26 protein-coding genes and 2 riboswitches are annotated in these 25,748 nt (G+C 67.7%); of the genes, 19 read left to right on the top strand and 7 right to left on the bottom strand.

Features of this window, described 5'->3' with window-relative positions; genetic code table 11:
• Positions 1-208: 208 nt before the first annotated feature.
• The 4 genes from KL788_RS05295 to KL788_RS05280 are packed head-to-tail and all read left to right on the top strand — an operon-like array spanning position 209 to position 2,479.
• Positions 209-772, top strand: a complete 564-nt coding sequence (locus KL788_RS05295) for a hypothetical protein (RefSeq protein WP_293169187.1) — start codon at positions 209-211, stop codon at positions 770-772.
• Complete coding sequence (locus KL788_RS05290; RefSeq protein ID WP_293169185.1) at positions 769-1,446, top strand: DUF2461 domain-containing protein; 678 nt, start codon at positions 769-771, stop codon at positions 1,444-1,446. The genes KL788_RS05295 and KL788_RS05290 overlap by 4 nt, the downstream gene beginning before the upstream one ends.
• A complete protein-coding gene (locus KL788_RS05285; RefSeq protein ID WP_293169183.1) occupies positions 1,443-1,964 on the top strand; it encodes a nitroreductase family deazaflavin-dependent oxidoreductase in 522 nt (173 codons plus the stop codon). The genes KL788_RS05290 and KL788_RS05285 overlap by 4 nt, the downstream gene beginning before the upstream one ends.
• Complete coding sequence (locus KL788_RS05280) at positions 1,961-2,479, top strand: nitroreductase family deazaflavin-dependent oxidoreductase (RefSeq protein WP_293169181.1); 519 nt, start codon at positions 1,961-1,963, stop codon at positions 2,477-2,479. Before KL788_RS05285 ends, KL788_RS05280 begins: the two co-directional genes overlap by 4 nt.
• Here KL788_RS05280 and KL788_RS05275 read toward each other — a convergent pair.
• Positions 2,442-3,365 carry a DMT family transporter gene (locus KL788_RS05275; RefSeq protein WP_293169179.1) on the bottom strand — a complete coding sequence of 308 codons (924 nt, stop codon included), beginning with the start codon at positions 3,363-3,365 and terminating at the stop codon, positions 2,442-2,444. The genes KL788_RS05280 and KL788_RS05275 overlap by 38 nt on opposite strands.
• Positions 3,366-3,403: 38 nt before the next feature.
• Between KL788_RS05275 and KL788_RS05270 the strand changes: the two genes are divergently transcribed.
• Genes KL788_RS05270 through KL788_RS05260 form a run of 3 tightly spaced genes read left to right on the top strand, consistent with a single transcriptional unit; the run spans position 3,404 to position 5,954 of the window.
• Positions 3,404-3,931, top strand: coding sequence for a MarR family winged helix-turn-helix transcriptional regulator (locus KL788_RS05270; RefSeq protein ID WP_293169177.1), 528 nt, complete (start codon positions 3,404-3,406; stop codon positions 3,929-3,931).
• Between the two features lie 9 nt (positions 3,932-3,940).
• Positions 3,941-5,068 carry a calcium/sodium antiporter gene (locus KL788_RS05265; protein ID WP_293169175.1) on the top strand — a complete coding sequence of 376 codons (1,128 nt, stop codon included), beginning with the start codon at positions 3,941-3,943 and terminating at the stop codon, positions 5,066-5,068.
• 10 nt (positions 5,069-5,078) lie between these two features.
• On the top strand, positions 5,079-5,954 hold the full coding sequence (locus KL788_RS05260; protein ID WP_293169173.1) for a potassium channel family protein: 876 nt from the start codon (positions 5,079-5,081) through the stop codon (positions 5,952-5,954).
• 43 nt (positions 5,955-5,997) lie between these two features.
• Here KL788_RS05260 and KL788_RS05255 read toward each other — a convergent pair whose 3' ends face one another.
• The 4 genes from KL788_RS05255 to KL788_RS05240 all read right to left on the bottom strand — a co-directional run bounded on the left by KL788_RS05255 (position 5,998) and on the right by KL788_RS05240 (position 8,341).
• On the bottom strand, positions 5,998-6,531 hold the full coding sequence (locus KL788_RS05255; protein WP_293169171.1) for an SOUL family heme-binding protein: 534 nt from the start codon (positions 6,529-6,531) through the stop codon (positions 5,998-6,000).
• Between the two features lie 34 nt (positions 6,532-6,565).
• A complete protein-coding gene (locus KL788_RS05250) occupies positions 6,566-7,387 on the bottom strand; it encodes an SDR family NAD(P)-dependent oxidoreductase (protein ID WP_293169169.1) in 822 nt (273 codons plus the stop codon).
• Positions 7,388-7,492: 105 nt separating this feature from the next.
• Positions 7,493-7,765 carry a YgaP family membrane protein gene (locus tag KL788_RS05245; RefSeq protein ID WP_293169167.1) on the bottom strand — a complete coding sequence of 91 codons (273 nt, stop codon included), beginning with the start codon at positions 7,763-7,765 and terminating at the stop codon, positions 7,493-7,495.
• Positions 7,766-7,780: 15 nt separating this feature from the next.
• Positions 7,781-8,341 carry a DUF4395 domain-containing protein gene (locus KL788_RS05240; protein ID WP_293169166.1) on the bottom strand — a complete coding sequence of 187 codons (561 nt, stop codon included), beginning with the start codon at positions 8,339-8,341 and terminating at the stop codon, positions 7,781-7,783.
• Between the two features lie 233 nt (positions 8,342-8,574).
• Between KL788_RS05240 and KL788_RS05235 the strand changes: the two genes are divergently transcribed.
• The 6 genes from KL788_RS05235 (at position 8,575) to gcvP (ending at position 15,216) form a co-directional block, all read left to right on the top strand.
• Positions 8,575-9,414, top strand: a complete 840-nt coding sequence (locus tag KL788_RS05235) for a Gmad2 immunoglobulin-like domain-containing protein (protein WP_293169165.1) — start codon at positions 8,575-8,577, stop codon at positions 9,412-9,414.
• A gap of 115 nt (positions 9,415-9,529) precedes the next feature.
• Complete coding sequence (locus KL788_RS05230; protein WP_293169164.1) at positions 9,530-10,192, top strand: LON peptidase substrate-binding domain-containing protein; 663 nt, start codon at positions 9,530-9,532, stop codon at positions 10,190-10,192.
• A 9-nt stretch (positions 10,193-10,201) separates the two neighbouring features.
• The gene (locus tag KL788_RS05225) at positions 10,202-10,408 is read left to right on the top strand and encodes a hypothetical protein (RefSeq protein WP_293169162.1); all 207 of its coding nucleotides are present in this window, start codon (positions 10,202-10,204) and stop codon (positions 10,406-10,408) included.
• Between the two features lie 34 nt (positions 10,409-10,442).
• A riboswitch (glycine riboswitch) is annotated at positions 10,443-10,541 on the top strand.
• A gap of 1 nt (position 10,542) precedes the next feature.
• A riboswitch (glycine riboswitch) is annotated at positions 10,543-10,667 on the top strand.
• Positions 10,668-10,699: 32 nt separating this feature from the next.
• Positions 10,700-11,848, top strand: a complete 1,149-nt coding sequence (gcvT, locus tag KL788_RS05220; protein WP_293169160.1) for a glycine cleavage system aminomethyltransferase GcvT — start codon at positions 10,700-10,702, stop codon at positions 11,846-11,848.
• Complete coding sequence (gcvH, locus tag KL788_RS05215) at positions 11,845-12,216, top strand: glycine cleavage system protein GcvH (protein WP_293169158.1); 372 nt, start codon at positions 11,845-11,847, stop codon at positions 12,214-12,216. Before gcvT ends, gcvH begins: the two co-directional genes overlap by 4 nt.
• A gap of 123 nt (positions 12,217-12,339) precedes the next feature.
• Positions 12,340-15,216 (top strand): aminomethyl-transferring glycine dehydrogenase, encoded by a 2,877-nt coding sequence (gene gcvP / locus KL788_RS05210; protein WP_428846130.1) that lies wholly within the window; start codon positions 12,340-12,342, stop codon positions 15,214-15,216.
• Here gcvP and KL788_RS05205 read toward each other — a convergent pair.
• Positions 15,213-16,034: a CPBP family intramembrane glutamic endopeptidase gene (locus KL788_RS05205; RefSeq protein WP_428846110.1), complete on the bottom strand. Its 822-nt coding sequence runs from the start codon at positions 16,032-16,034 to the stop codon at positions 15,213-15,215. The two genes, gcvP and KL788_RS05205, sit on opposite strands and share 4 nt — an antisense overlap.
• A 383-nt stretch (positions 16,035-16,417) precedes the next feature.
• Here KL788_RS05205 and KL788_RS05200 point away from each other — a divergent pair, with 383 nt between their 5' ends.
• The 3 genes from KL788_RS05200 (at position 16,418) to KL788_RS05190 (ending at position 20,921) form a co-directional block, all read left to right on the top strand.
• Positions 16,418-18,205, top strand: coding sequence for an ABC transporter family substrate-binding protein (locus KL788_RS05200; protein ID WP_293169154.1), 1,788 nt, complete (start codon positions 16,418-16,420; stop codon positions 18,203-18,205).
• 122 nt (positions 18,206-18,327) lie between these two features.
• Positions 18,328-19,851, top strand: coding sequence for an ABC transporter permease (locus tag KL788_RS05195; protein ID WP_293169152.1), 1,524 nt, complete (start codon positions 18,328-18,330; stop codon positions 19,849-19,851).
• Positions 19,851-20,921 (top strand): ABC transporter permease, encoded by a 1,071-nt coding sequence (locus KL788_RS05190; protein WP_293169150.1) that lies wholly within the window; start codon positions 19,851-19,853, stop codon positions 20,919-20,921. Before KL788_RS05195 ends, KL788_RS05190 begins: the two co-directional genes overlap by 1 nt.
• An 18-nt stretch (positions 20,922-20,939) precedes the next feature.
• On the opposite strand, the gene KL788_RS05185 is transcribed toward KL788_RS05190, so the two are convergent.
• Positions 20,940-21,545: a PH domain-containing protein gene (locus KL788_RS05185; RefSeq protein ID WP_293169148.1), complete on the bottom strand. Its 606-nt coding sequence runs from the start codon at positions 21,543-21,545 to the stop codon at positions 20,940-20,942.
• Between the two features lie 50 nt (positions 21,546-21,595).
• Here KL788_RS05185 and KL788_RS05180 point away from each other — a divergent pair, with 50 nt between their 5' ends.
• From KL788_RS05180 to KL788_RS05170, 3 genes are read left to right on the top strand one after another with little or no spacing between them, the layout of a single operon-like run.
• On the top strand, positions 21,596-23,269 hold the full coding sequence (locus KL788_RS05180; protein WP_293169146.1) for a dipeptide ABC transporter ATP-binding protein: 1,674 nt from the start codon (positions 21,596-21,598) through the stop codon (positions 23,267-23,269).
• Positions 23,270-23,272: 3 nt separating this feature from the next.
• Positions 23,273-25,180: a translational GTPase TypA gene (gene typA, locus KL788_RS05175; protein WP_293169144.1), complete on the top strand. Its 1,908-nt coding sequence runs from the start codon at positions 23,273-23,275 to the stop codon at positions 25,178-25,180.
• Positions 25,181-25,218: 38 nt separating this feature from the next.
• Positions 25,219-25,725, top strand: a complete 507-nt coding sequence (locus KL788_RS05170; protein WP_293169142.1) for a hypothetical protein — start codon at positions 25,219-25,221, stop codon at positions 25,723-25,725.
• The last annotated feature ends 23 nt before the right edge of the window (positions 25,726-25,748 follow it).

Raw genomic sequence — 25,748 nt, 5'->3', positions numbered from 1 at the left:
TCGGGTGTTGGCCCGCTGGACAACACGCGCCCGAGGCGATGTGCTGTTGGCCGTGTGTGCCTCTCGCGGCACATGCCTCGGCAGGCACATTGCCTCTACGGGGCCGTCGATTCGCACGAGCGCGGGGGCGACGCAGTCGGTCGGGGACCCGACCTGGCCGAGAAAGGGGGAGGTGCGCGCATTCAGCCGGGCAGGGCACGATAGCCCTGTGGATGCTCACACCGCGCTCGCCGAGGCCCGCGCCGCGCTCTCCGCGGCCGCTGAGCGCCTCCGCGCGGCCGGCGCCGCACCCGAGGTGCTCGTCGACACCGTGCCGGCGCGACGCGCGCTCGGGTTCATCCCGCGCCGCGAGACTTTTCGGCGCACGGGCGAAGGATTCGTGCTCGGCGCGCTGCTCGTCATGTCGACCGGTGGCGCTGCAGAGCCCGGGCGCATCGCCCGCGCGAGCCGGCAGGTGCTGCCGGGCCACCAGTCCGAGAGCGCGCGGGCTCGCCGCGAGCTGCGTCAGCGGCTGCTCGACGCGCGCCTGCCCGAGGGCAGCACGGTCGTGATCGACTCGCGTCGCGTGCCCCTCGACGACCCGACCGCCATGGCCGCCGAGCACGGGCCGCTCGTGCTGCGCGAGACGGCGAACGGCGCCGAAGTGCTCGTGCGCTGGATGCCCACGGCGGCCGATGACACCCTGCGCCCCCTCGACGCCTACCTCGCCGAGCGCCTCGACCTGGCGCTGGGCACCCTGACCGCAGCGCGAGCCGAGAGCGAGCATCCATGACCGAGAACGAGACCGCTGGGCTCGACGGCGCTGGAATCACCACAGACGCGTTCGCCTTCTACGCCGAGCTCGCCGACAACCAGACCAAAGAGTGGTGGCTCGCCAACAAGCAGCGCTACGAGAATCGAGTCAAGGCGCCTGTTGAGCGACTCGTCGACGCGCTCGGTGGCGAGTTCGGGCCGCTCAAGATCTTCCGCCCCTACAAAGACGTGCGGTTCAGCGCCGACAAGCGGCCGTACAAAGACCACCTCGGGCTCGTGACGGCCGACGACTCGAGCGCGACCTACTACCTGCAGCTCTCGCAGCACGGCATCATGCTCGCGGGCGGGCTCTATCAGCCGGCGCGCGAGCAACTCGCCCGCTTTCGCGAGATCGTCGACGACAACCGGCTCGTCGGCGACCTCGAGGCGACGCTCGAGGAGGTGTCAGAGAGCGGCTTCGCGATCATGACGACGGATGCCCTTGCCACCGCCCCCCGCGGCTTCAGCGTCGACCATCCGAAGATCGAGCTGCTAAGGCTCAAGCGCCTGGCCATCGCCGCCGAGCACGCGCCCGCCGACTGGATGACCGGCCCCGAGCTCGTCGACCGCGTGCGCGCGGGCTGGCGCACCGTGCGCGTCTGGAACGACTGGATCGCCGAGAACCTGCCGACCGCGGTCGAGGCGACCCGATGATCGTCGAGCGGCGGGTCGACCCCGTCGTCCAGGCCGTGCGCGCGGTCGTCGCCCCGCTCACCCGTACGAGGGCGTTCCGTTGGGCGGCGCCCCGCGTCATGCCGCCGATCGAGCGTGCGATCGCGGCACTGACGGGTCGCAACGTGCAGTTGAGCGCTCTGCTCGTTCCCTCGCTGATCCTCACGACGACGGGTGCCAAAAGCGGCCTGCCGCGCGAATCGGTGCTCATGTACACGGCCGACGGCGACGGTCGGGCAATCGTCGCCGGCACGAGCTTCGCGCGCGAGCACCACCCGGCGTGGACCTATAACCTGCTCGCCCACCCCGAGGCCGAGATCTCGGTGCGCGGGCGGCGGTACGCGGTGCGGGCATCCGTCATCGAGGGGGATGCCCGCGAACAGGCCTGGCGCCGCATCGAGTCGCAGTGGCCCGGGTACCGGGCCTACGAGCGCGAGTCGGGGCGGGTCGTACGCCTCTTCCGACTGCACCTGCTGCGCGAGCTCGGAGATCGGCCATGACCGAGCTGCGGCCCCTGCCGAAGGCCGACCCGATCGTGCGCGGCGTGCGCACGGTGGTGTCGGCGACCACGCGCACGAGCGCCTGGCGATGGGCGTCTCACCGCGTCATGCCGCCCGTCGAGCGCGCGCTTGCGAGCCTCACCGGCGGCCGTGTGCAGTTCAGCAGCATCTTCGTGCCCTCACTCATCCTCACCACGACGGGAGCGAAGAGCGGCCTGCCGCGCGACACCGTGCTCATGTACACCGCCGACGGCCACGGCCGGGCGATCGTCGCCGGCACGAACTGGGCTGCCGCGACGCACCCCGCCTGGACCTACAACCTGCTCGCCCACCCCGAGGCCGAGATCACGGTGCGGGGGCGGCGCTACGCTGTGCGGGCATCCGTCATCGAAGGGGATGCTCGCGACCGGGTCTGGCGGCACCTCGAGTCGCAGTGGCCCGAGTATCGGGCCTACGAGCGCGACTCGGGGCGCACCGTCAGGCTGTTCCTCCTGCACCTGACGCGCGCGCTCTGAGCGCAGTAGCTCGTGGGCGGCGCGCTCGGCTGATCGTCGCGGCGATCGCTGGCTGCCCGAGAACGATGCCGACGATGACGATGACCATGCCCGCCAGCTGCGCGCCGGTGAAGCTCTCACCGGCGATGAGCACGCCGAGGGCGACCCCGGCGACCGGGTTGAGCAGACCGACGAGCCCGACGGCACCTGCGGGAAGATGTTGCAGCGCCGCGAACCAGGTCGCGAAGGCGAGAGCCGTGGCGACGAGCGAGAGATAGGCGGCACCGACGAGGCCCCCGGCGTCGAGCCCGGGCGGCGCGCCTTCTACGATCAGCGCGACCGGTACGAGGGCGAGGCCGCCGAGCGTCAATTGCCACGAGGTCATGGCGAGCACGGGGGTGCCATCGTTCCAGCGCCGGGCGAGAACGAAGCCGACTGACGACATGAGCATCGCCGAGAGTGACGCAACGATGCCGAACCCGTCGAGCTTTCCGGTCGCACCCGCGAGCAGCACGACCACACCGGCGAAGCCGATGCCGGCACCCAGCAACGAGAGTGCCGCTGGGCGTTCGGCGGCGAGCGGCCACGCGAGCAGCAGGATCACGGCGGGCGAGGTGGCCATGAGCATTGCCGCGACTCCAGAGGGCAAGAGCTGGGCCGCGAGATAGACGAGCACGAAGAAGGCGCCGACGTTGAGCACGCCGAGTAGGGCCGAGCGCCACCACCAGCGGCCGCGCGGCAGTCGGCGGGCGAGCAGTAGCAAGACGAGGCCGGCAGGTAGGGCGCGCAGGGCGGCGCCCCAGATCGGAGTGTCAGCCGGCAGCAGTTGCGAGGTCACGATATAGGTCGAGCCCCAGGCGACGGGGGCAATGCTCGCGACAAGAATCCAGCGCCAGGAAGACGTCATGACGGGCAGAACCTTTCCGTGGAAAGTATTATTCCCGCATGACACCCCCTCCGCCGCCCCCCGACGACGCGGCTCCCGATCGCGTCGCTCGCATCCAGGCCGAGTGGCGCCGCGAAAGGCCCGAGCTCGACGTCGCCCCGCAGGGCATCTTCGGCCGGCTCGCCCGACTGGCCGACGCCATCGATGACGAGCTGGAGCGGGTCTTTCGCCAATTCGGCCTCACGGCGGGCGAGTTCGACGTGCTCGCCACGCTACGCCGCGCCGGCAAACCTTTCGAGCGTGCGCCCGGCGTGCTCGCCGACAGCACGATGGTGACCGCGGGCGGGCTCACGAAACGCGTCGATCGGCTCGAGGCTGCTGGGCTCGTCACGCGCAGCGTCTCACCCGATGACGGTCGCGTGCGCGTCATCGCCTTGACACCGGCAGGGCGCGAGCTGCTCGATCGCGCCTTCGAGGCCCACCTCGCCAACGAGCACTCCCTGCTCGGCGCCCTGTCGAAGCCCGACCGCGAGCAGCTCGAACGGCTGCTGCGGCAGTGGCTCACGGCACTCAGGCCTGAACCGTAGGCTAAAGCCGTGCTGCTTCTCGACATCGCCCTCGTCATCGGCGGGCTCATTCTTTTAGTCGCCGGCGGCGAGGCGCTCGTGCGCGGCGCCTCGACCCTTGCTCAACGTGTGGGCATCTCACCGCTCGTCGTCGGCCTCGTCGTCGTGTCGGCGGCGACCTCGGCTCCTGAACTGGCCGTCACGGTCGGGGCGGTGCTACGCGGCGAGCCCGATCTCGCCCTCGGCAACGTCGTCGGCAGCAACATCGTCAACATTCTGCTCATTCTGGGCATCTCGGCGCTCGTGCTGCCGCTGCTCATCAAGCGGCAGATCGTGCGGTTCGACCTGCCGGTCATGGTCGGCATGTCGGTGTTGCTCGTCGTGGTGAGCCTCGACGGGCAGATCGGGCTTCTCGACGGCGTGCTTCTCCTCGCCGGGCTCGTCCTGCACGCGGTCATGAGCATCCTCATCGGCCGACGCGAAGTTGCCGCAGGGGTCGAGGGCGCTGGTACCGCTCCGATTCCTCTTCCCGGCAAGCCGGTGCCGCTCTGGCTCGCACTCGTGCTGCTCGTCGTCGGCATCGGCCTGCTCGTGCTGGGGGCACAGCTGCTCGTCGACGGTGCCGTCAGCATCGCCACCGGGCTGGGGGTCAGCAGCCTGGTCGTCGGCCTCACGGTGGTGGCGATCGGCACCTCGCTGCCCGAGCTCGCGACCTCGATCATCGCAGTGCGTCGCGGTGAGCGCGACATGGCCGTCGGCAACATCGTCGGCAGCAACATCTTCAACATCGGCATGGTGCTGGGTCTGCCGGCGATCATCTTCGGTCAGGGCATCCCGGTGCCGGCCGCCGCGATCGCTCTCGACCTGCCCCTCATGCTCGCCGCGGCGATCGCGCTGCTGCCGATCGCTTTCACGGGGTTCATCATCGCTCGGTGGGAGGGCGCGCTGTTCGTCGCGCTCTACGTCGCCTACACGGTCTACTTGATTCTCGCGTCGACCCAACACGACGCTCTCGAGGGCTTCACCGACGTCATGCTGTGGTTCGTACTGCCTCTCGTCGGCCTCACACTCGTCGTCTTCACCGCGTTCGAGGTCGGCCTGCACAGCGGACGACGTCGGGCTCGACGCGAGCTCGGTGCACGCGAGTCAGGCGACTAGTCTCGCGAACATGGACGGGCTCTTCGTCGTTGTCGGTTCGGCCCTCGTCGCCATCGGCGGATACGACGTCTTCCACACGCTGCTGAACCCCAGCGGTCGGGGCACGATCTCCCGACTGGTCTTCGCTTTCGGCTGGCGATCGTCCAGGCGAGCTCGTCGGCTGGGGGTCGCGGTGGGCCCGATCTCGGTGGTCGTGACGATCGCGATCTGGGCGACTCTTCAGGTGTTGGGGTGGGCGCTCATCTACCTGCCGAGCTTTCCCGAGGGCTTCGCCTACACGAACGACCTCGACCCGTCTGAGCTCGTGCCGCTCGTCGAGGCGGTCTACTTCTCGGGGGCCACTCTGACGACCCTCGGGTTCGGCGACGCCGTTCCCGCAGAGTCCTGGCTTCGCGTTCTGGCGCCTGTCGAGGCGCTCACCGGGTTCGCTCTGCTGTCTGCCTCGGCCACGTGGTTCTTGCAGTTGCACGGTGCACTCGCTCGACGACGCACTCTCGCCCTGCGTCTCTCGCAACTCGAGGAGTCGGGGTTCTCCGCTTCGCTCACGTTGACGCCGCACCCGTCGGCCGCCGTGGTGATCGAGTCGTTGGCCGCGCAGATCGCCGGCGCACGCGTCGACTTCGTGCAGTCGGCCGAGACCTACTACTTCCGCGAGCTCGACCCGCGTGCCTCGCTCTCGACGGCGCTGCAGACCGCATGGTCGCTCGCCCAAGCCGCTGAACAGTCTCCCGACGCCTCCGTGCGACAGGCGGGTCAGGTGCTCGACTCGGCCCTGCGCGACCTCGCGGACAACCTGCACGAGAGCTTTCTCGGTCGGCGGCGCAGCGCCGCCGGGTCGATCCCCGAAGTACTCGCTTCCTATTCGCACGATCACCGTCAGCGGTGAACGAGGTGCGAAGCAGGCGGTGTCGGGCCTCGCGGCAAGAGACCTAGCCGGCACCTCCCGGCTCGGCAGCCGCGATCTCGACGAGGGCTTCGTTGTGCCTCAGGAATCCGGGCTTCCACGGCGGGTCAAACCGTGCGTAGTAGACATCACCTACGGGGTCGAGTCCGGCTGCGCGAACAGCAGCGATGAGCTTCTCGCCCTGGTCCGTGAAATTCTCGGCGCGAGCGCCTCCCGAAAACCGACGAGCGGCGACGAAGCGCTCGCCAACGGCAGTGGTGCGCACCCGTGGGTCGCGAGGCGCTGGTGTACCAGCTGGGCTCATGTCGGCAGGCAGCACGAAGCTCACCGTCTGCGCCGACGTGCCCTTCTGCTGCTGCAGCACCGGCGCCGTCATCGAGATGCTCTGCCCGGCGGCATTGGCACCGCTGATGTACTGGAAGAGGGGGCCGAAGCCGGCCCCCGCGCCCGCAGCGACGCCGCCGCGAACATCCACCTGCACGAGCATGTGGTCCGGGTAGCGGCGCACCTCGAAGGCGCCGTGCGAGCTCACTGACTCGTACGGCTGCTGCTCAGTCATGATCAGTGCCTTCCTTCGAGGCGGGCCATTCCGACTAGCCGAGCAGGTCTTTCATCTGCTTGTAGATGAGGCCTGCGGCGTTCTTCGGGTTGAGGCGCGAGAGCCGCGACATGATGCGGGCATCGCCGCCGATGAAGATCTCGTAGCTGCCCTTCTCGATTGCCTCGATGATCTGGCGGCCGGCTTCGGCGGGTGCCGTGGTCTTGCGTGGCTTGCCGTCAGCGGCAGAAGCGGCCATCGCCTCCATCTCGGCGGCGGTCATGATGCCCGAGTTCTGGGCGATGTTCGTGCCGATCGCGCCCGGGAACACCCCCGTCACGGCGACGTTCGTCTCCATGAGCTCAGAGTGCAGACCGCGCGACAATTGCGCCACAGCCGCCTTCGTCGCACCGTAGAGCGACTGGCCGGGCACGGGCGCGTAGGCGCCCATGCTCGCGACGTTGACGATCGATGCTTCGGGTCGCGTCAGCAACTCGGGCAAGAATGCCTTCACGGTGTTGAGCACGCCGTAGAGGTTGACATCGATCACGCGCTCGATCTGATCCCACTCGAGCTCATTGACCTTGACGAACTTCTGGATGATGCCCGCGATGTTGAGCAGGCCGTCGACCTGACCGTGCTGCTTAATGATCGCGGCCGGAAGCTTCGCGACGGCCTTGCGGTCGGTGATGTTCACGACGTGCGTCGAGATGCGGTCGGCCTGGTCGCCCGCGAGTCGCACGGTCTCGGCGAGGCCTTCTTCACTCAGGTCGAGGGCGGCGACTCGGCCGCCCTTCGTGACGAGGCCGAGCGTGACCTCTCGCCCGATGCCGTTGCCGGCGCCGGTGACGGCGAAGACTTTGCCACTGATCTGCATGGTGCTCCTTGATCGAAACGAATGCGCGAAGCGCGCCCTTCCAGGCTAGGTGCATCCCGACCGATCGGTCAGGGTCAAACGTCCCGGTGCTCGCTTGCGCAGCGGCTACCGCTTCAGCGACACAGCATCGACGCGCGTAAACGACAGTACGAGCTCATCGCCCTTGACAGGGCGACCCAAGAAGAATCCAGCGGGGCAGAGGTTGAGCACGCCGGTGGCGAGCATGAGGATGCCGACAGGGATCAGGGCCAGAGCCCAACCGCCCGACAGAAGGCTGCCAGCGATGATGGCAGGCCCGCCGATGATGCGGGCCCACCGCCCGACGGGTGACGACACGGCTGTGAGAACGGCGATACCCCAGGGGGCGGGAGTCTTCATGATGCTTCCTTGTGATCAGACGTGGTGGTGCTCGCCGCGCTTCGGCGGCACGTAGGTGCAGGTGTCACCCGCACACAGAGTGGGTTTCTCGCGGCTGAACCGCCTCGCGAGCTCGCAGCCGAGGCAGTAGCCGAAGGCGGCCTCGACATAGAGCAGGGAGAGGCAGATGCCGCACACCGTCTGTGCGATCGCGGCCGGAAAGCCGAGCCAGCCGAGGGCCAGGCAGCCGGCCATAGCCATGCCGAACCCGAGACCCCACGCAAACTTCTTCGACCGCGCCTCGACCCATTCGGGCCGCTGCGCGCGGGTGATGAGGGTGCCGATTAACAGGGTCGGGGTGAATCGCGTGCCGAGAAAGAGCCGCAGGTACATGTCGACGGCGAAGATGATGCCGAACACACGCATCGGCTGCAGGTCGCCGGTGATCACGCCGTACAACCAGGCCGAGAACCCGGCGAGAAAGAGCAGCCCCGCCGATGCGCGCACCGCTCGTTCGTTGACGACCGGCACGTCGATGCCACCGACCCACTCGCCGACAACGGGGCGGGCGCTGCGGTCGACGATTTCTGCGGTCATGGTGAGAGTATACCCCCAGGGGTATCTACACTGACGGGGAATCTGCAGGAAGCAATGACGTCGTTGCCTTCCTGACGTCGCTGCGGATGATTGCCCACAGGTCGTTGCAGTTGCCCCTCGAGGCCTCACGGGTACTCCTCGGGACCTTCGGCCCTCGTGCCATCGGCCGGTGCGGCGTACCGTGCTCCGGTGAGCGGCACCGTCTGGGTGATCCGGTCAGACGGGAGGGCATCATGCGCGCATCGGCCCTGCGGGTCATCTCGATCGCGGCCATCGTCGCGCTCGGCGGCTGCGTCGGGCCCCAACCGGGCATCAGCCCGGAGCCTTCGCCTCCCGCAAGCTCTCCGGCCGTGCAGGAAATCGGCGCCGACGTCTATTTCTCCCACTCCCAGCCCTCAGAGTTCACGCTCATCAGCGAGCCACACACGGTGCTCGTCGCCGAGGGCGCTTCCGTGCTCGACACGGTGCTGGGGGCGCTCATCGGCGGCGAGCTGCAGCCGACAGATCCCGAGTACGCGAATCTCTGGGGCAACGGAAGCGCCCTGCTCTCGACGCAGAGCGGGGGCGACGTGCTGACGATCGACCTCACTGTCGGCGCGCTGAACGTCGGTGCCGAGGCGGAGTCCATCGCGATCGCGCAACTGGTGTGGACCGCGGTCGGGATCGATCCCGCGATCGGCGCCGTGCAGCTCACGATCGACGGTGCCGTCTCCGAGACGCTCGCGGGCCATGTCGACATCTCAGGCCCGATCTCGCCCGAGCCGCCCGAAGGTGTGCTCACTCCGGTTCAGATCCTCGTGCCCACCGAGGGGGCGTCGGTGATGACTCCCGTGGTCGCGGTAGGGGTCGCCTGCGTCTTCGAGGCGGCGTTCCTCTGGCGGCTCGAGGGCCCCGGCGCCAGCCTCGTGGAGGGATCGGCCATGGCGGCCGAGGCCTGCCCGACACGCGCCGACTGGCAACTCGACCTCGGTGATCTCGCACCGGGAGACTACGTGCTCACCGTGCTCGAGCTCTCGCCGCGCGATGGCTCGGTCTCAAGTACTGACAGCAAGGCGTTCACGGTCGTCGGGTGACCGCCTCGACGAGGAGTGGGGGACCCGCGAGAACTCGGCACACTCGGGAGACAGACGTCGCCTCCGGTAGGGCGGGTGTCTGGGAATCCGCAGGAACCGGTGACATCGTGATGCCATGACCGTCATGCCGATGTTCCCGCTCGGGTTGGTGCTGTTCCCCGCGATGCCGACGGCACTGCGGGTGTTCGAAGAGCGGTACATCGTGATGCTCTCGACCATTCTCGGCGACGAGCCGCCCGAGTTCGGCATCGTGCTCATCGAGCGCGGCAGCGAGGTCGGCGGGGGAGAGCAGCGCTTTCCGATCGGCACTGTGGCCCAGATCACCCGGGTCGAGACGAGCGAGGGCTTCATCGGCCTCATCGCGCAGGGCGACCGCCGCATCGAGGTCACGGCGTGGCTCGACGACGACCCCTACCCCCGGGCCGAGGTGCGCGAGGTGCCTGCCCTCGACTGGGACGACGAGCTCGAGCCTCTCTTCGAGCGGGCCGAGCACCTGGTGCGCCGCACGATCGCCCGCGCGAGCGAATTCGTCGAGCAGCAGTGGCCCGCCGACATCGTGCTCAGTGACGACAAGGTCGAAGCAGCCTGGCAACTCGCGGGCATCGCCCCTCTCGGCCCGCTCGACCAGGTGCGGCTGCTGCAGTCGACGAGCGTCGCCGAACTGCTCTCGGCCACGATCGAGGCGACCGAGGCTGCGGCCGAGATGCTGACCGTCGATTGGGGCGACGACGACTTCCCGACCTTTCCCGACGAGCCCGAGAACCGCCAGGGCGACTAGCCTGCCCTCATGGACGAGATCATCGCCTTCCCGATTCCCGTCGACGGCACCCTGCAGCCCTGGCTGGCCCCTGTCTTCGGCCTCATGGCGCTGACGGCCTTCACCGTCGTGGTCTGGCAGGCCGTGCGGTACCTGCGCAGCGATGACGGCGACGAGCACGACCCGCGATTCGACGACGAGCCTGATGAGCCGGGGCGGCACGACCGGCTAGAGTGAGCGCCAGCAGCATCCCAACTGAATACCGGGCCGTTTCCGCGATGCGGGAGAGCCGCGAGCGCACCACTGCCAGCGGCACCGAAGGAGCAAGCCTCCCCGCCAATCTCTCAGGTAGCTGTACCGCATCGACCAGGCCACTCTGAAAAGTAGAGCGCGCATCCCAGCCCCATCGAGATGGATGCTCGCACTCGCCCACGGTGAAAGCCCCAGTGATCTCGATCACCGGCGCGAAACTCTCAGGCACCATGACAGAGGGGGAGTTCCACCGGCCATCCGCGTCAGGAGAACTCCGTGTCAGAACCCTTTGCCGTCGCCCCGCTGCAGCACTCGCCGCTGCACGCCGAGCACGTCGCGCTCGGCGCCGCGTTCACCGACTTCGGCGGCTGGCAGATGCCCGTGCGCTACAGCTCTGACCTCGCTGAGCATCACGCCGTGCGCACCGCCGCCGGCATTTTCGACATCTCGCACATGGCCGAGATCTCGGTGACCGGAGCCGACGCCGGCGCGTTTCTCGACTACGCCCTCGCCGGTCGGCTGTCGACGCTGCCGCTGCTCAAGGCCAAGTACTCGCTGCTGCTCGACGAGCAGGGCGGCATCGTCGACGACCTCATCGTCTACGCGAGCGCCGAGGCCGAGTACCTCGTGGTTGCGAACGCAAGCAACCGGCACGCCGTCGTCGAGGCGCTCGTCGCACGGCAGACTGACTTCGAGGTGCAGCTCTCTGACCTCACCGAGCACATTGCGCTCATCGCCGTGCAGGGGCCGGTCTCGCGCCGCGTGCTCGAGGCGACCGCCGGGCTCGAGCTGCGCGACGACCTCTCGCGCGGTCGCACGCTCGACACGCTCGGCTACTACGCCGCGATGGGCATGGCGTTCGAGGGCACCTCGGTGCTCGTCGCCCGCACCGGCTACACGGGCGAAGACGGATTCGAGCTCTACGTCGACGCCGAGCAGGCCGTTGCGCTGTGGCGCGCGTTGCTCGCGGCCGGCGAGCCCCTCGGCCTCGTGCCGTGCGGCCTCGCGGCGCGCGACACCCTGCGGCTCGAGGCCGGCATGCCGCTCTACGGGCACGAGCTCGGGCTCAGCATCCAGCCCTCGCAAGCGGGCCTGGGGCGCGTGGTCGTGACCGACAAGCCGCGCTTCGTCGGCAAGGCCTCCATCGAGGCCGGGCCGTCGACGGATGCGCGGGTGCTCGTCGGGCTCACCACCGAGGGGCGCCGCGCGCCCCGAGCCGACTACCCCGTCATGCTCGGCGACACCGAGGTCGGGCTCGTCACGAGCGGAGCGCTCTCGCCGACCCTCGGCTACCCCGTCGCGATGGCGTTCGTCGACCCCGCCGTGCGCGAGCCCGGCACCGCCCTCGAGGTCGACGTGCGCGGCTCGCGCGTCGCCGCCACCGTCGTCTCCCTTCCCTTCTATCAGCGAAAGGCCGCATCATGAGCGTTCCCAACGATCTGCAGTACACCGCCGAGCACGAGTGGGTGCGCCTCGACGGCGATATCGCCACGGTGGGCATCACGCAGTACGCCGCCGACGCGCTCGGCGACGTCGTCTACGTCGACCTGCCCAAGGTCGGTGCGGCCATGACCGCCGGCGCGATCGTCGGCGAGGTCGAGTCGACCAAGTCGGTCGGCGAGCTCTACGCGCCGCTCGACGGCGAGGTCGTTGAGGCCAACGACGCCGTCGCTTCCGCGCCTGAGACGATCAACGCCGACCCCTACGGCGACGGCTGGCTCGTCAAGGTGCGCGTCAGCGGCACGCCCGCACTGCTGAGCGCCGACGAGTACCGCGCCCTCATCGGCGGCTGACCCACCGCACGCCGCACGGCTGCACCGACCCGCACCGCCCGACCGATTCACCGAGAAGAGACTCACGTGAGCATCCCCTTCGCCGAGCGCCACATCGGCACCGACCACGACGCGCAGCAGCTGATGCTCGACGCGCTGGGCTACGGCTCGCTCGCAGCCCTGATGGACGCCGCCGTGCCGACCGCGATCCGTCAGAAAGACGTGCTGCGAACGCTGCCTGTTCCGGCGACTGAGGCCGAGACGCTCGCTGAGCTGCGTGCGCTCACCGACCGCAACACGGTGCGGCGCAGCATGATCGGGCAGGGGTACTACGGCACCATCACGCCCTCGGTCATTCAGCGCAACGTGCTCGAGAACCCCAGCTGGTACACCGCGTACACGCCCTATCAACCCGAGATCTCGCAGGGGCGCCTCGAGGCGCTACTCAACTTTCAGACCATGGTCGCCGACCTGACCGGGCTGCACACGGCGAACGCGTCGATGCTCGATGAGGCGACCGCCGTCGTCGAGGGCATGCTTCTCGCGCGGCGGGCATCCGGTGTGGCCGAGAACCGCTTCATCGTCGACGCCGACACTTTCGCGCAGACGCATGCCGTGCTCGCGGGCCGGGCCGAGGCGCTCGACATTGACCTCGTCGTGCTGCCCCTCGCCGAGATCGACCCCGCCGACCTGCCACCGGCGTTCGGCGTCTTCGTGCAGTACCCGGCTGGGTCGGGGCGTGTGTGGGACCCGTCTCTGGTCATCGCCGCCGTGCGCGAGACCGGCGGCCTTGCCATCGTCGCGGCCGATCTGCTGGCCCTGACGCTCGTGACGCCTCCCGGCGAGCTCGGTGCCGATGTCGCTGTCGGCACCACCCAGCGCTTCGGGGTGCCGATGGGCTTCGGTGGCCCGCACGCGGGATACCTCGCCGTGCGCGAGGGCCTCGAGCGACAGATGCCCGGGCGCCTCGTCGGAGTCTCGCGCGACGCCGACGGCCGCCCCGCCTACCGCCTCACGCTGCAGACGCGTGAGCAGCACATCCGTCGCGACAAGGCGACGTCGAACATCTGCACTGCCCAGGTGCTGCTCGCCGTCATGGCGGGCATGTACGGCGTGTATCACGGGCCCGACGGGCTGCGACGCATCGCTGAGCGCGTGCGCGCCCAGGCCCTCTCGATCGCCGCGCAGCTGCGGAGAGCCGACTACGAGGTCGTGCACTCCGCTTTCTTCGACACGCTCGAGGTGCGGGCTCCCGGCCGCGCCGCAGAACTCGTAGCCGCGGCGCTCCAGCACAACCTGTTGCTCTGGCAGGTCGACGACGACACCGTGCGCCTCAGCGTCGACGAGGTCACGTCGGCCGCGGCGTCGACGGGCTCGCCCGCCGACGTCGGCCCCGCGCTGAAGGCCGTCTTCGGCATCGAGTCAGACTGGGCGATGGTGTTCGACGCTCAGTTCTCCGACGACGTGCGGCGAGCATCCGACTTCATGACCCACCCGGTCTTCCATGCGCACCGCAGCGAGACCGCGATGATGCGGTATCTGAAGCGGCTGGCCGACCGCGACTACGCGCTCGATCGCGGGATGATCCCTCTGGGCTCGTGCACCATGAAACTCAACGCGGCCACGGAGATGGCGGCGGTGAGCTGGCCCGAGTTCAGCGCCCTGCACCCCTTCGCACCGCTCGACGACGTGCAGGGCACGCTCGTCATGATCAGCCACCTCGAGACCTGGCTCGCCGAGTTGACGGGATACGACGCCGTGTCGTTGCAGCCCAACGCGGGGTCGCAGGGTGAGCTTGCCGGCCTGCTCGCCATTCGCGGGTACCATCGCTCGCGCGGAGACGTCGAGCGCACCGTGTGCCTGATTCCGTCGAGCGCGCACGGCACGAACGCCGCGAGCGCCGTGCTCGCGGGCATGCGCGTGGTGGTCGTCGCGACGACCGAGTCGGGCGACGTCGACCTCGTCGATCTGCGCGCCAAGATCGAGGCGCACCGGAGCGAACTCGCGGCGCTCATGATCACCTACCCCTCGACGCACGGGGTCTACGAGCACGACGTGATGGAGGTGACGGCGGCCGTGCACGAGGCCGGCGGCCAGGTCTACATCGACGGCGCGAACCTCAACGCGTTGCTCGGCTACGCGCGCTACGGCGACATCGGTGGCGACGTCAGCCACCTCAACCTGCACAAGACCTTCTGCATCCCGCACGGCGGCGGCGGGCCCGGCGTAGGACCGGTCGCGGCGAAGGCGCACCTTGCCGAGTTCTTGCCCGGGCACCCACTCGCGCAGATGCACCAGCACCCGCCGTTCGACCTGCGCACGGGCAACGCGGGCACCGTCGAGCACCGCGGCGCGCCCGTCTCAGCGGCGCCGTACGGCTCGGCGAGCATCCTGCCCATCTCGTGGGCCTACGCGCGCCTCATGGGCGCAGAGGGCCTGCGTGACGCGACCGCGAGCGCCGTGCTCGCCGCCAACTACATCGCTCTGCGCCTGCGCGACCACTATCCGGTGCTCTACGCGGGTGAGAACGGGCTCGTGGCCCACGAGTGCATTCTCGATCTACGACCGCTGAAAGAGGCGACCGGCGTCTCGGTCGACGACGTCGCCAAGCGGCTCATCGACTACGGCTTTCACGCGCCGACGATGTCGTTCCCCGTCGCGGGCACCCTCATGGTCGAGCCGACCGAGAGCGAAGACCTCGCCGAGCTCGAGAGGTTCATCCAGGCGATGATCGCCATCAAGCTCGAGGCCGACGCGCTCGCCGGCGGAGAGTGGAGTGCCGACGACAACCCGCTCGTGAATGCGCCGCACACGGCCGAGAGCGTCATCGTGGGGGAGTGGCAGCACCCCTACAGCCGTGAGCTCGCCGCCTACCCGGCGACGCTGGCGGGGTCAACGGTCGACGGCGGTTTCGGGGCGACGCGCGCTGACAAGTACTGGCCGCCCGTGCGCCGCGTCGACCAGGCGTTCGGCGACCGCAACCTGGTGTGCGCGTGTCCTCCGATAGAAGCCTTCGCCTAAGGGCTCGGCGTGGGGCTGGGCGTGGGCATGGGCCCTAACCCCGGAAAGACCGAGGCCGCCCAGGCGTAGCCGACGAAGACAGCCGCGTCGATGAGCGTGTGCGCGATGACGAGTGGCAACAGGCGGCCGTAGCGCGTGTAGAGCCAACCGAACAGCAGGCCCATCGCGAAGTTGCCGACGAAGCCGCCGAAGCCCTGATAGAGGTGGTAGGTGGCGCGCAGCAGGGCGCTTGTGAGAATGATGGCCCACGGACCCCACCGCAGGTCGCGCAGCCGCGCGAACAAGTAGCCGACCACGATGACCTCTTCGACAATGCCGGCGCGGGCCGCCGAGAGCAGCAGTACCGGCACCGTCCACCAGTGCTCGTCGAGCGCCGTCGGTACGACCGTCACCGTGAGGCCGAGCGCGCGGCCGCCCAGGTAAAGCGCGAGGCCCGGAATGCCCACGAGCAGCGCGAGACCGACACCATCTCGGGAGTCGCGCCACGGTCGGGTTCCGTCGACGCCGAGCCGGCCGAGGTGGGGTCGGCCAGAGCTCCAGAGCAGGAACACCACCAGAGCCACTGGCACGAGGTCGGCGACGATGCCGAGCACTTGGTAGATGAGGTCGAAGACCGGCCGCTCACTGCGCGAAGGGTTGAGTGTCGCGGTCTGGTCGCCGAGCGCGACCTCGCGCGTCAGCCGGTTGACGATCGCGACGAGCGAGTAGACGGCGCTGAGCCCGAGCGACAACCCGAGCACGATGATGATCTCGACACGGATGCGCCGATCGCCCGATAGTGGCGGTTGGCGAGAGCGGGCATCCGTCATCGTGCGCATCTGCCCATTCTGAGCGATGCGACCTGCGCGAGCTGGCGGCGGGCACGACCGGCTTGTGCGAGATCGGCAACGGTGCCCGGGTGCGGGCAGCAACTCTTGTGGAACATCGACAGTGCCGAGGGTGAAGAGTCGTCGCTTCGTCACTGCACCTTCACGGTGCCGAACGAGAACTGCACCAGTACGCACGAATCGTGCGAAAACTGGGCGACTTCGTGCACGATATCTGCGTCGACGCGCCGTTGCGCGGCTTGGCGTTACTGGTGTGTAACGAAAAGGCCTACAGTTTGCCGGGGGTTGATCCCGCTCTCTAGGGTCGACTCAACAGGCGTGATGGCGCGCTCGGAAAACGTGCCGTCTCGCATCCATCTTGCACAGGAGGAAAATTGCGTATCAGCAGACTCGCGGCCACTACGGCCACGATCGCGGCGAGCGCTCTCGTACTCTCGGCTTGCGCAGCGCCGCAATCCGAGGTCGTCGAGGGAAGCTCGATCACGGTCGCGTGGAACCAGCCGTTCTACTCGTACAACGCCAACACGTCGTTCGCCAACGCCACGGCCAACGCGAACATCATTTACATGACCAACGCGGGCTTCAACTACTACAACAACGAGCCTGCGCTCGTTCGTGACGAGTCGTTCGGAACCTACGAGGTCGTGTCGGAGGACCCGCTGACGGTCACCTACACGATCAACGACGACACGCAGTGGTCTGACGGTGTCGCGGTCGACGCAGCCGACATGCTGCTCGCCTGGGTCGCGAACACGGGCCGTCTCAACACGCCCGACTTCGACCCGAGCGAGTTCACCGACCCCGAGACCGGCGAGTTCACCGACGAGTACCCGACTGACGTCGTCTACTTCGACGGCTCGCTCGGCACGGGTCTCGACCTGACCGCGTTCCCCGAGTTCGACGGCAAGACCATGACGCTCACCTACGACGAGTTCTTCGTCGACTGGGAGCTCGTGTTCGGCGTCGGCGTGCCCGCCCACATCGTGGCGAGCCGTGCACTCGACATCGAAGACCCGGCAGAGGCCAAGCAGGCTCTCATCGACGCCGTGGTCAACGAAGACACCGAGGCGCTCGCGGCGATCTCGAGCTTCTGGAACTCGGGCTTCAACTTCACCGAGATGCCCGAAGACACCGGCCTCGTCGTCGGTAGCGGCCCGTACACGATCACCGACTTCGTCGCTGACCAGTACATCACCATGACGGCCAACGAGAACTACCGCGGCGACAACCTGCCGGCGATCGAAGAGGTCACCGTGCGGTTCATCTCTGACCCGCTCGCTGCTGTGCAGGCGCTCGCCAACGGTGAGGTCGACATCATCAGCCCCCAGGCCACGGCCGACGTCGCTGACGCCCTTGCGGCGCTCGACGACGTGACCGTGCTCGGTGGCGAAGAAGCTGTCTACGAGCACATCGACCTGTCGTTCGCCAACTCGAAGAACGGCACGTTCGACAACCCGCTCCTGCGCGAGGCCTTCCTGAAGACCATCCCGCGTCAGCAGATCGTCGACACGCTCATTCAGCCGCTGAACCCCGAGGCTCAGGTGCGCAACTCGCAGCTGTTCCTGCCGGGTGCTCCGGGCTACGACGAGACCGTCGCGAACAACGGCATGTCGAACTTCACCGACGTCGACATCGAGGGCGCCCAGGCGCTCATCGCTGAGGCTGGCGTGACCGACCCGGCCGTCTGCATCCTCTACGCATCGAACAACCCGCGTCGTGTCAACGAGTTCGCGCTCATCCAGGCGTCTGCGACCGAGGCCGGCTTCGTCATCGAAGATTGCGGAAGCCCCGAGTGGGGTGGCCTGCTCGGCACCCCCGGTGCGTACGACGCGACCTTCTTCGGATGGCAGTCGACGAGCCTTGGTGTGACCAACAGCTCGCCGACCTTCCGCACGGGTGGCATCAACAACCTCAACAGCTACAGCAACACTGAGGTTGACGCGCTGCTCGACGAGCTCGACGTCACGCTTGACGCCGAGCGCCAGATCGAGATCCAGGTCGAGATCGACAAGCTGCTGATGGACGACTTCTACGGTCTGACCATCTTCCAGTTCCCCGCCGTCACCGCGTTCTCCGACCGCGTGACGAACGTGGAGCCGGGCCCGCTGTCGCCGACGATCTTCTGGAACGTCTGGGACTGGGAGCCGACCGAGAACAACTAGTCGATAGCTCGTCTATCGACTGACTCGCGTCAGTTCGACTCAGCAGTTGGGCGCTGGGGTCGCGCAAGCGGCCCCAGCGCCTGACACTGAGAGTCCTCGTTCACAGAAGGGTGCCATTCTCGATGGCCACGTTCGTTACCAGGCGGCTCATCGCCTCGTTCTTCGTCCTGCTCGCAGCGACGTTTCTCATGTACAACCTCATCGCCTTCGCAGGCGATCCGCTCGAAGACCTGCGCACGAGCAACGCTCCCAACAAAGAGCAGCTCATCGAGGCGCGCACGAGGCTTCTCAACCTCGACGTCATTCCGCCCTTGCGCTATTTCCTCTGGCTCGGCGGCCTTCTGCAGGGTGACTTCGGTGTCACCGTCCAGGGCCGCAGCGTCAATGCCCTGCTCGAGCAGGCGCTCGGCTCGACCATCCAGCTCGTCACGATCGCCACTGTCGTCGCCATCGTGCTGGGCCTCATCGTCGGCATCACGACCGCCCTGCGCCAGTACAGCGGCTACGACTACACCGTCACCTTCATCTCGTTCCTCTTCTTCTCGCTGCCGATCTTCTGGGTCGCCGTGCTGCTCAAGCAGTTCGTGGCCATCGGCTTCAATGACTTCCTCGAAGACGATCCGCAACTGCCGCTCTGGTTGATCGCGGCCTTCGCGCTCGTGAGCGGATTGCTGTGGGCCTCGATCATCCCCGGTCACCTCCGGCGAAAGATCACGACCTTCGCACTCGCCGTAGGTGCGACCGCGAGTGTGCTGCTGATCATGAACCTCGTCGACTGGTTCACCTACCCGGGCCTCACGATTCTCGGTGTTGCCCTGATCTCGATCGGTGCGGCGGTGGGTTTCACCGCGCTGATCACGGGGTTGAAGAACCGTAGAGCGCTGTACGCGGCCCTCGCCGTCGCAGGCCTCGCGCTCGTGCTCTACTTCCCGTTCCAGTTCGGCATCTCGTACTACGTCACCGAGTGGTGGATGCTCTTCCTGCTGGCCATCGCCTCGGTCGGCGTGAGCCTCGGCATCGGCTGGTTCATGGGCGGCGTCGACAAGGGCCCCGTCATGCGAGTCGCTGCGTTCACCGGCTTCTTCGCCGCCGGATCGATCGCACTCGACCGCTTCATGATGGTGTGGGACGACTACGCGAGCTCAGGCCGCATCCGCGGACGACCGATCGCGACGATCGGCTCGTCGACGCCGAACCTCGAGGGTTCCCTCTGGGTCGAAGGCGTCGACATCTACACGCACTTGCTGCTGCCGACGATCGCGCTCATCCTCATCTCGTTCGCGACGTACACGCGCTACTCGCGCGCGAGCCTGCTCGAGGTCATGAACCAGGACTACATCCGCACCGCGCGCGCCAAGGGCCTGCACGAGCGCACGGTCGTCGTGCGCCACGCCTTCCGCAATGCGCTGATCCCGATCGCTACCATCGTCGCGTTCGACATCGGCGGCATCGTTGGCGGCGCGGTCATCACCGAGACAGTGTTCGGCTGGACAGGAATGGGGCAGCTGTTCATCAACGGCCTCAACGCCGTCGATCCGAACCCCGTCATGGCCTTCTTCCTCGTCGTCGGCGGGCTCGCGATCTTGTTCAACCTGATCGCCGACCTCGTCTACGCAGCACTTGATCCACGAATCCGGGTGAACTGATGTCCCTTCCTCCCGAGCCGACTCCCGGCACGACCGCCAGCGGAGTGACCGACGCCGAGAACTCCCTCGAGATGAAGGAGGTCGAGGGCCTCAGCCAAGGGCAGATCGTTCGTCGACGCTTCTTCCGGCACAAAGGCGCGGTCATTTCGATGATCGTGCTCGCGACGATCATCATCATGGCCTTCACCGCCGTAGGGTTCGACTTCGCGGTCTTCGATCTCGCCATCAAGACGGCGGGGTGGTGGCAATGGTCGTGGATCGACATCCCGACGCCGCAGAACGGCGGCCGGCCCACCCTGAGCCTCGTGCCCGAGTGGCTCGGCGGTGACGGAATCCGCATCGGAGATCATCCGTTCGGTCAAGACGAGATCGGCCGAGACATCTTCGCCGTCGTCATGCGCGGCACGCAGCAGTCGGTCGTCATCATGTTCGTCGTCGGCATCATCGCGACGACGATCGGCACGGTCATCGGCGCCGTCGCGGGCTACTACCGCGGGTGGGTCGACTCGGTGCTCATGCGCTTCACCGACATCATCATCACGATTCCGCTGATCGTCATCGGCGCCGTGCTGGGCCTGGCCTTCGGTCGACTCGGCGCCTTCGTGCTCGCGATCATCATCGGGCTCTTCACCTGGACCGGCCTCGCTCGACTCGTGCGTGCCGAGGTGCTGAGCCTGCGAGAACGCGAGTTCGTCGACGCAGCCCGGGTCGCCGGCGCGAGCGACCGCCGCATCATCTTCAAGCACATCCTGCCGAACGCGATCGGCGTGATCATCGTCAACACGACCCTGCTGATGGCCGCGGCGATCCTGCTCGAGACGGCCCTGAGCTTCCTGGGCTACGGCGTGCAGCCGCCCGACACCTCGCTCGGCAAGATCATCAGTGAGAACCAGGCCGCTTTCGCGACCCGGCCCTGGCTGTTCTGGTGGCCGGGCCTGTTCATCATCTTGATCGCGCTGTGCATCAACTTCATCGGAGACGGACTGCGCGACGCGTTCGACCCCCGGCAGAAGCGCATGCCGAGTGCGAAGGCCCTCAGCAAGGGGCGCGACGAGAAGGTGTCGAGCTAGATGACGGTCGGGATGCGCCTAGACCACGAGACCGAGCACGCCGAGGGCGGCGAGAGCGCCGAGCGCGGCGATCGTGCGCGGATGCCACTCGCGGCGCAGCGCGCCGGGCGCCACGGGCTCATCGAGCAGACCGTCGTCGCGCAGCAACTCCCAGTGGCGACGGATGTGGTTGGCGGCGGCGCCGCTCTCGCTCGAGAGTGTGTCGCCCGGGCGAATCGACCCGGCGAGTCGCGCCGACTCGCTGACCTTCGTGTCGTCGGGGCCGAGCGTGAAGACCGTGAAGCGCCCCGAGGAGGGCGCGGCCCACGCCTCGATGCGCACGGTCGACGTGTAGAGCGTCAACGCCCACTTCGTGTCGATGCGCGCAATCGCGGGCCAGGGCACATGCCAGGTGCTGAGCGGGTTGCGCACCGTGACCTCATGCTCGAGCACGTCGACGCGCGGGGTCCAGTAGAGCGCCACGGTGACGACGACCAACAGCACGAACCACACGCCGTATCGCAGCAGACTCTCGAGGTCATTGCCGACCACGAGCCCGATCAGACCCAGGGCCGCCACGATGCCGACCGCGATCGTCAGCACACGGCCGAAGGCGGGGCGAAAGCTCGCAGGCTGAAAACGCATGCGCCCAGCATCCCAGACGCCCGCACCATGACCACGCGGAAGGACCTCCCGTGACCAGCACCACACCCACCACCGTCGAGACCGTTCTCGAGGTCGACGACCTCGGGGTCGACTTCTGGGTCGACGGCGAGTTCTACCCGGCCGCGGTCGGCCTCAGCTACGCGGTCAAGCGCGGCCAGGTGCTCGCGATCGTCGGAGAGTCAGGGTCAGGCAAGTCGTCGAGCTCGATGGCGCTGCTCGGCCTGCTGCCTCCGACCGCCCGAGTCTCAGGCAGAATCTCGCTGCTCGGTCGCGACATCTCGAACCTCAACAAGGCCGATCTTCGCGCGGTGCGCGGCCAGCAGATCGCGGTCATCTTCCAAGAGCCCATGACGGCGCTCAACCCGGTGTATACCGTGGGCTTCCAGATCGTCGAGACTCTGCGCACCCACTTCGACCTCACGCCGTCGCAGGCGAAAGAGCGCGCGATCGAACTGCTCGAGAAGGTCGAGATGCCCGACCCTCCCGTCGCGTTCAACAAGTACCCCCACCAGCTCTCGGGCGGTCAGCGGCAGCGCGCCATGATCGCCCAGGCGATCTCGTGCGACCCCGTGCTCCTCATCGCCGACGAGCCGACGACCGCGCTCGACGTGACGGTGCAAGCCGAGATTCTCGAGCTGCTGCGTAGCCTGCGTACGCGTCTCGACAGTGCGATCGTGCTCATCACTCACGACATGGGTGTCGTCGCCGACCTGGCCGACAACATCCTCGTCATGAAAGACGGCGTCGCGGTCGAGCAGGGCACCGCGCTCGACATCTTTCAGCGGCCGCAGCACCCCTACACGCAGTCGCTCCTCGCCGCCGTGCCGCACCTCGGCATCAATATGAGCGAAGGGGGCTCGCAGTCGACCGATCGTCGCGGTGTTGAACCGGTTCTCTCGTTCCGCGACGTGTCGATCGAGTACCCGAAGCGCGGACGCGTGCCGGCGTTCCTCGCCGCCGACGACATCACGCTCGATGTCTTTCCGGGAGAGATTGTCGGTCTGGTCGGCGAGTCGGGCTCGGGCAAGACCACGCTCGGGCGCGCCGCGGTCGGTCTGCTGCCGATCAAGGAAGGCCAGCTGGTCTCGGCGGGCATCGACATCTCGAAGGCCTCGCTGCGCGACCTGAAGCCCTTGCGGCGCAAGGCGGGCATCGTGTTCCAAGACCCCGGCTCGAGCCTCAACCCGCGCATGCCGATCGGCGAGAGCATCGGCGAGCCGCTCATGCTGGCCGGTGAGGCGAGCGGCAAAGATCTCGACAAGCGCGTCGAAGAGCTGCTCACGCAGGTCGAGCTTCCGGCGAGCTACCGCAACCGGTATCCGCACGAGCTCAGCGGCGGTCAGCGCCAGCGCGTGGGCATCGCGCGTGCCCTCGCTCTGACGCCAGAACTGCTCGTTGCCGACGAGCCGACGAGCGCGCTCGACGTCTCGGTGCAGGCGCGCTTCCTCGACCTGCTGCAAGAGTTGCAGGAGCGCTTGCAGTTCGCCTGCCTGTTCATCAGTCACGACCTCGCGGTCGTCGATATCCTCGCGCACCGTATCGCTGTGATGCACCGGGGTAGACTGGTCGAGCAGGGTTCGCGCGATCAGATTCTGCGCAACCCCCAAGACCCTTACACTCAGCGCCTCATCGCCGCTGTTCCCCTGCCCGATCCCGTGGCGCAGCGGGAGCGTCGAGAGCAGCGCGCAGCCACCAAGGAATAACTCATGGCACTCGCCACCCGCACCGACCTGCGCAACGTGGCGATCGTCGCCCACGTCGACCACGGCAAGACCACCCTCGTCGACGCGATGCTGCGGCAGACCGACTCGTTCGCCGCGCACGCCCACCTCGAAGACCGGGCGATGGATTCGAACGATCTCGAGCGCGAGAAGGGCATCACGATTCTCGCGAAGAACACGGCGGTGACCTACAAGGGTCTGCACGCCGAAGGCCGCGAGATCACCATCAACGTGATCGACACCCCCGGCCACGCCGACTTCGGCGGTGAGGTCGAGCGCGGCCTCAGCATGGTCGACGGCGTTGTGCTGCTCGTCGACGCGAGCGAGGGCCCGCTGCCGCAAACCCGCTTCGTGCTGCGCAAGGCGCTTGCGGCGAAGCTTCCGGTCATTCTGCTGGTCAACAAGACCGACCGGCCGGATGCCCGTATCGAGGCCGTCGAAGAAGAGACCCACGACCTTCTGCTCGGGCTGGCGAGCGACCTGCAAGACGAGGTGCCCGACCTCGATGTCGACGCCATTCTCGATCTTCCGGTCATCTACGCCTCGGGTCGCGCCGGCGCGGCGAGCCGCAACCGCCCCGCCGATGGCGAACTGCCCGACAACGGCGACCTCGAGCCACTGTTCGAGGCGATTCTGCAGCACATCCCCGCGCCGAGCTACGACGACGAGCACCCGCTGCAGGCCCACGTCACGAACCTCGATGCGAGCCCCTTCCTCGGTCGCATCGCTCTGCTGCGCATCTTCAACGGCACCCTCAAGAAGGGCCAGCAGGTCGCCTGGGTGCGCCATGACGGCACGCACAGCTCGATGCGCATCACCGAGCTGCTCAAGACCCGCGCGCTTGAGCGCTACCCGGCCGAGTCGGCGATGGCCGGCGACATCGTCGCCATCGCGGGCATCGAAGACATCACGATCGGCGAGACGATCGCCGACCTCGATGACGTGCGACCGCTGCCGGCGATCACGGTCGACGAGCCGGCGATCTCGATGACGATCGGCACCAACACCTCGCCGCTGGTCGGCAAGGTCAAAGGCCACAAGCTCACCGCTCGTATGGTGAAAGACCGCCTCGACCGAGAGCTCATCGGCAACGTGTCGATCCGCGTCGTCGATGTCGGCCGCCCCGATGCGTGGGAGGTGCAGGGCCGCGGCGAGCTCGCGCTCGCGATTCTGGTCGAGAACATGCGGCGCGAAGGCTTCGAGCTCACCGTGGGAAAGCCTCAGGTGGTCACCAAGACCATCGACGGCAAGCTGCACGAGCCGTTCGAGCACCTCACGATCGACGCGCCCGAAGAGTACCTCGGCGCGATCACGCAGCTGCTCGCGGCCCGTCGCGGGCGCATGGAGGGCATGACGAACCACGGCACGGGCTGGGTGCGCATGGAGTTCATCGTGCCGAGCCGCGGTCTCATCGGCTTCCGTACCGAGTTCCTCACCACGACGCGCGGCACGGGCATCGCGAACGCGATCGCGCACGGCTACGAGCCGTGGGCAGGGTCGATCGTCTCGCGCAACAACGGCTCGATCGTGGCTGACCGCTCGGGCGTCGTCACGAGCAACGCCATGATGACGCTGCAAGAGCGCATGACGTTCTTCGTGAAGCCCACCGAAGAGGTCTACGAGGGCATGGTCGTCGGCGAGAACTCGCGCGCCGACGACATGGACGTCAACATCACGAAAGAGAAGAAGCTCAACAACATCCGTTCGTCGACGGCCGAAGAGCTCGAACGACTCACACCTCCTCGTCAGCTCACTCTGGAGGAATGTCTGGAGTTCGCACGAGAGGATGAGTGCGTCGAAGTCACCCCCGAAATCGTGCGCATTCGCAAGGTCGAGCTCGACCAGACGATGCGTGCTCGCGCCGCGTCGCGTCTGAAGAAGCAGAACGCCTGATCGCGCGACTCGCGCCCAGCCCGACCCCCAGGAGCACCATGTCTCTGTCGCGACCCCATCGCACCCTTGCCGCCGTCGTTGTCGCCCTCTCGCTTGCGACGGGAACCTCGGCCTGCAGCACCGGCACCCCCCTCGACAACATCGTCGAAGGTCTGGTGCAGCAGGGTATCGATCAGGTGGCGGGAGGGATCGACGATCAGATCAGAGGCCTGGTGGACGACGTGCTCGGCGGTGTCGAGATCACGGGTGACGGTGAGGTACCCGCGAGCTTTCCCGCAGAGGTCGCCGTGACCGGCTCCGTGCTCGGCGGCGGTGCCGCCCCCGACGGTCTCGGCTGGGTCGTGCGCACGCAGCTCGACGGCGGCCTCGGCTTCGCCGATGCGGGCGCGGCGCTCGAACAGGCCGGGTTCGCTCCTTCGGGTGTCTCGACAGACACCGGAAGCGGATACGGCGCCTACACGAGCGCGGCGTATCGCGTCGATCTGTCGGTGGCCACCGACGATGCCGGTACCGTCACGGCAACCTATGTGGTGACGTCGCGCTGAGCCAGTGCAGTTAGGCTGAACGG

This window comes from Microcella sp. (genome assembly GCF_019739195.1).
Classification (GTDB): Bacteria; Actinomycetota; Actinomycetes; order Actinomycetales; family Microbacteriaceae; genus Microcella.
The sequence above is the reverse complement of the archived record's forward strand: the minus strand, read 5'-3'. Positions and strand labels throughout refer to the sequence as shown.

Excerpts from the sequence above, each read along its gene's own strand:
- gcvP (WP_428846130.1), top strand. The coding sequence starts at position 12,340 with ATGCTCGACGCGCTGGGCTACGGCTCGCTCGCAGCCCTGATGGACGCC.
- KL788_RS05285 (WP_293169183.1), top strand. The coding sequence starts at position 1,443 with ATGATCGTCGAGCGGCGGGTCGACCCCGTCGTCCAGGCCGTGCGCGCG.
- gcvH (WP_293169158.1), top strand. The coding sequence starts at position 11,845 with ATGAGCGTTCCCAACGATCTGCAGTACACCGCCGAGCACGAGTGGGTG.
- KL788_RS05280 (WP_293169181.1), top strand. The coding sequence starts at position 1,961 with ATGACCGAGCTGCGGCCCCTGCCGAAGGCCGACCCGATCGTGCGCGGC.
- KL788_RS05205 (WP_428846110.1), bottom strand. The coding sequence starts at position 16,034 with ATGCGCACGATGACGGATGCCCGCTCTCGCCAACCGCCACTATCGGGC.
- KL788_RS05170 (WP_293169142.1), top strand. The coding sequence starts at position 25,219 with ATGTCTCTGTCGCGACCCCATCGCACCCTTGCCGCCGTCGTTGTCGCC.
- KL788_RS05275 (WP_293169179.1), bottom strand. The coding sequence starts at position 3,365 with ATGACGTCTTCCTGGCGCTGGATTCTTGTCGCGAGCATTGCCCCCGTC.
- KL788_RS05270 (WP_293169177.1), top strand. The coding sequence starts at position 3,404 with ATGACACCCCCTCCGCCGCCCCCCGACGACGCGGCTCCCGATCGCGTC.
- KL788_RS05240 (WP_293169166.1), bottom strand. The coding sequence starts at position 8,341 with ATGACCGCAGAAATCGTCGACCGCAGCGCCCGCCCCGTTGTCGGCGAG.
- KL788_RS05195 (WP_293169152.1), top strand. The coding sequence starts at position 18,328 with ATGGCCACGTTCGTTACCAGGCGGCTCATCGCCTCGTTCTTCGTCCTG.
- KL788_RS05290 (WP_293169185.1), top strand. The coding sequence starts at position 769 with ATGACCGAGAACGAGACCGCTGGGCTCGACGGCGCTGGAATCACCACA.
- KL788_RS05255 (WP_293169171.1), bottom strand. The coding sequence starts at position 6,531 with ATGACTGAGCAGCAGCCGTACGAGTCAGTGAGCTCGCACGGCGCCTTC.
- KL788_RS05230 (WP_293169164.1), top strand. The coding sequence starts at position 9,530 with ATGACCGTCATGCCGATGTTCCCGCTCGGGTTGGTGCTGTTCCCCGCG.
- KL788_RS05235 (WP_293169165.1), top strand. The coding sequence starts at position 8,575 with ATGCGCGCATCGGCCCTGCGGGTCATCTCGATCGCGGCCATCGTCGCG.
- KL788_RS05245 (WP_293169167.1), bottom strand. The coding sequence starts at position 7,765 with ATGAAGACTCCCGCCCCCTGGGGTATCGCCGTTCTCACAGCCGTGTCG.
- typA (WP_293169144.1), top strand. The coding sequence starts at position 23,273 with ATGGCACTCGCCACCCGCACCGACCTGCGCAACGTGGCGATCGTCGCC.
- KL788_RS05225 (WP_293169162.1), top strand. The coding sequence starts at position 10,202 with ATGGACGAGATCATCGCCTTCCCGATTCCCGTCGACGGCACCCTGCAG.
- KL788_RS05190 (WP_293169150.1), top strand. The coding sequence starts at position 19,851 with ATGTCCCTTCCTCCCGAGCCGACTCCCGGCACGACCGCCAGCGGAGTG.
- KL788_RS05185 (WP_293169148.1), bottom strand. The coding sequence starts at position 21,545 with ATGCGTTTTCAGCCTGCGAGCTTTCGCCCCGCCTTCGGCCGTGTGCTG.
- KL788_RS05260 (WP_293169173.1), top strand. The coding sequence starts at position 5,079 with ATGGACGGGCTCTTCGTCGTTGTCGGTTCGGCCCTCGTCGCCATCGGC.
- KL788_RS05250 (WP_293169169.1), bottom strand. The coding sequence starts at position 7,387 with ATGCAGATCAGTGGCAAAGTCTTCGCCGTCACCGGCGCCGGCAACGGC.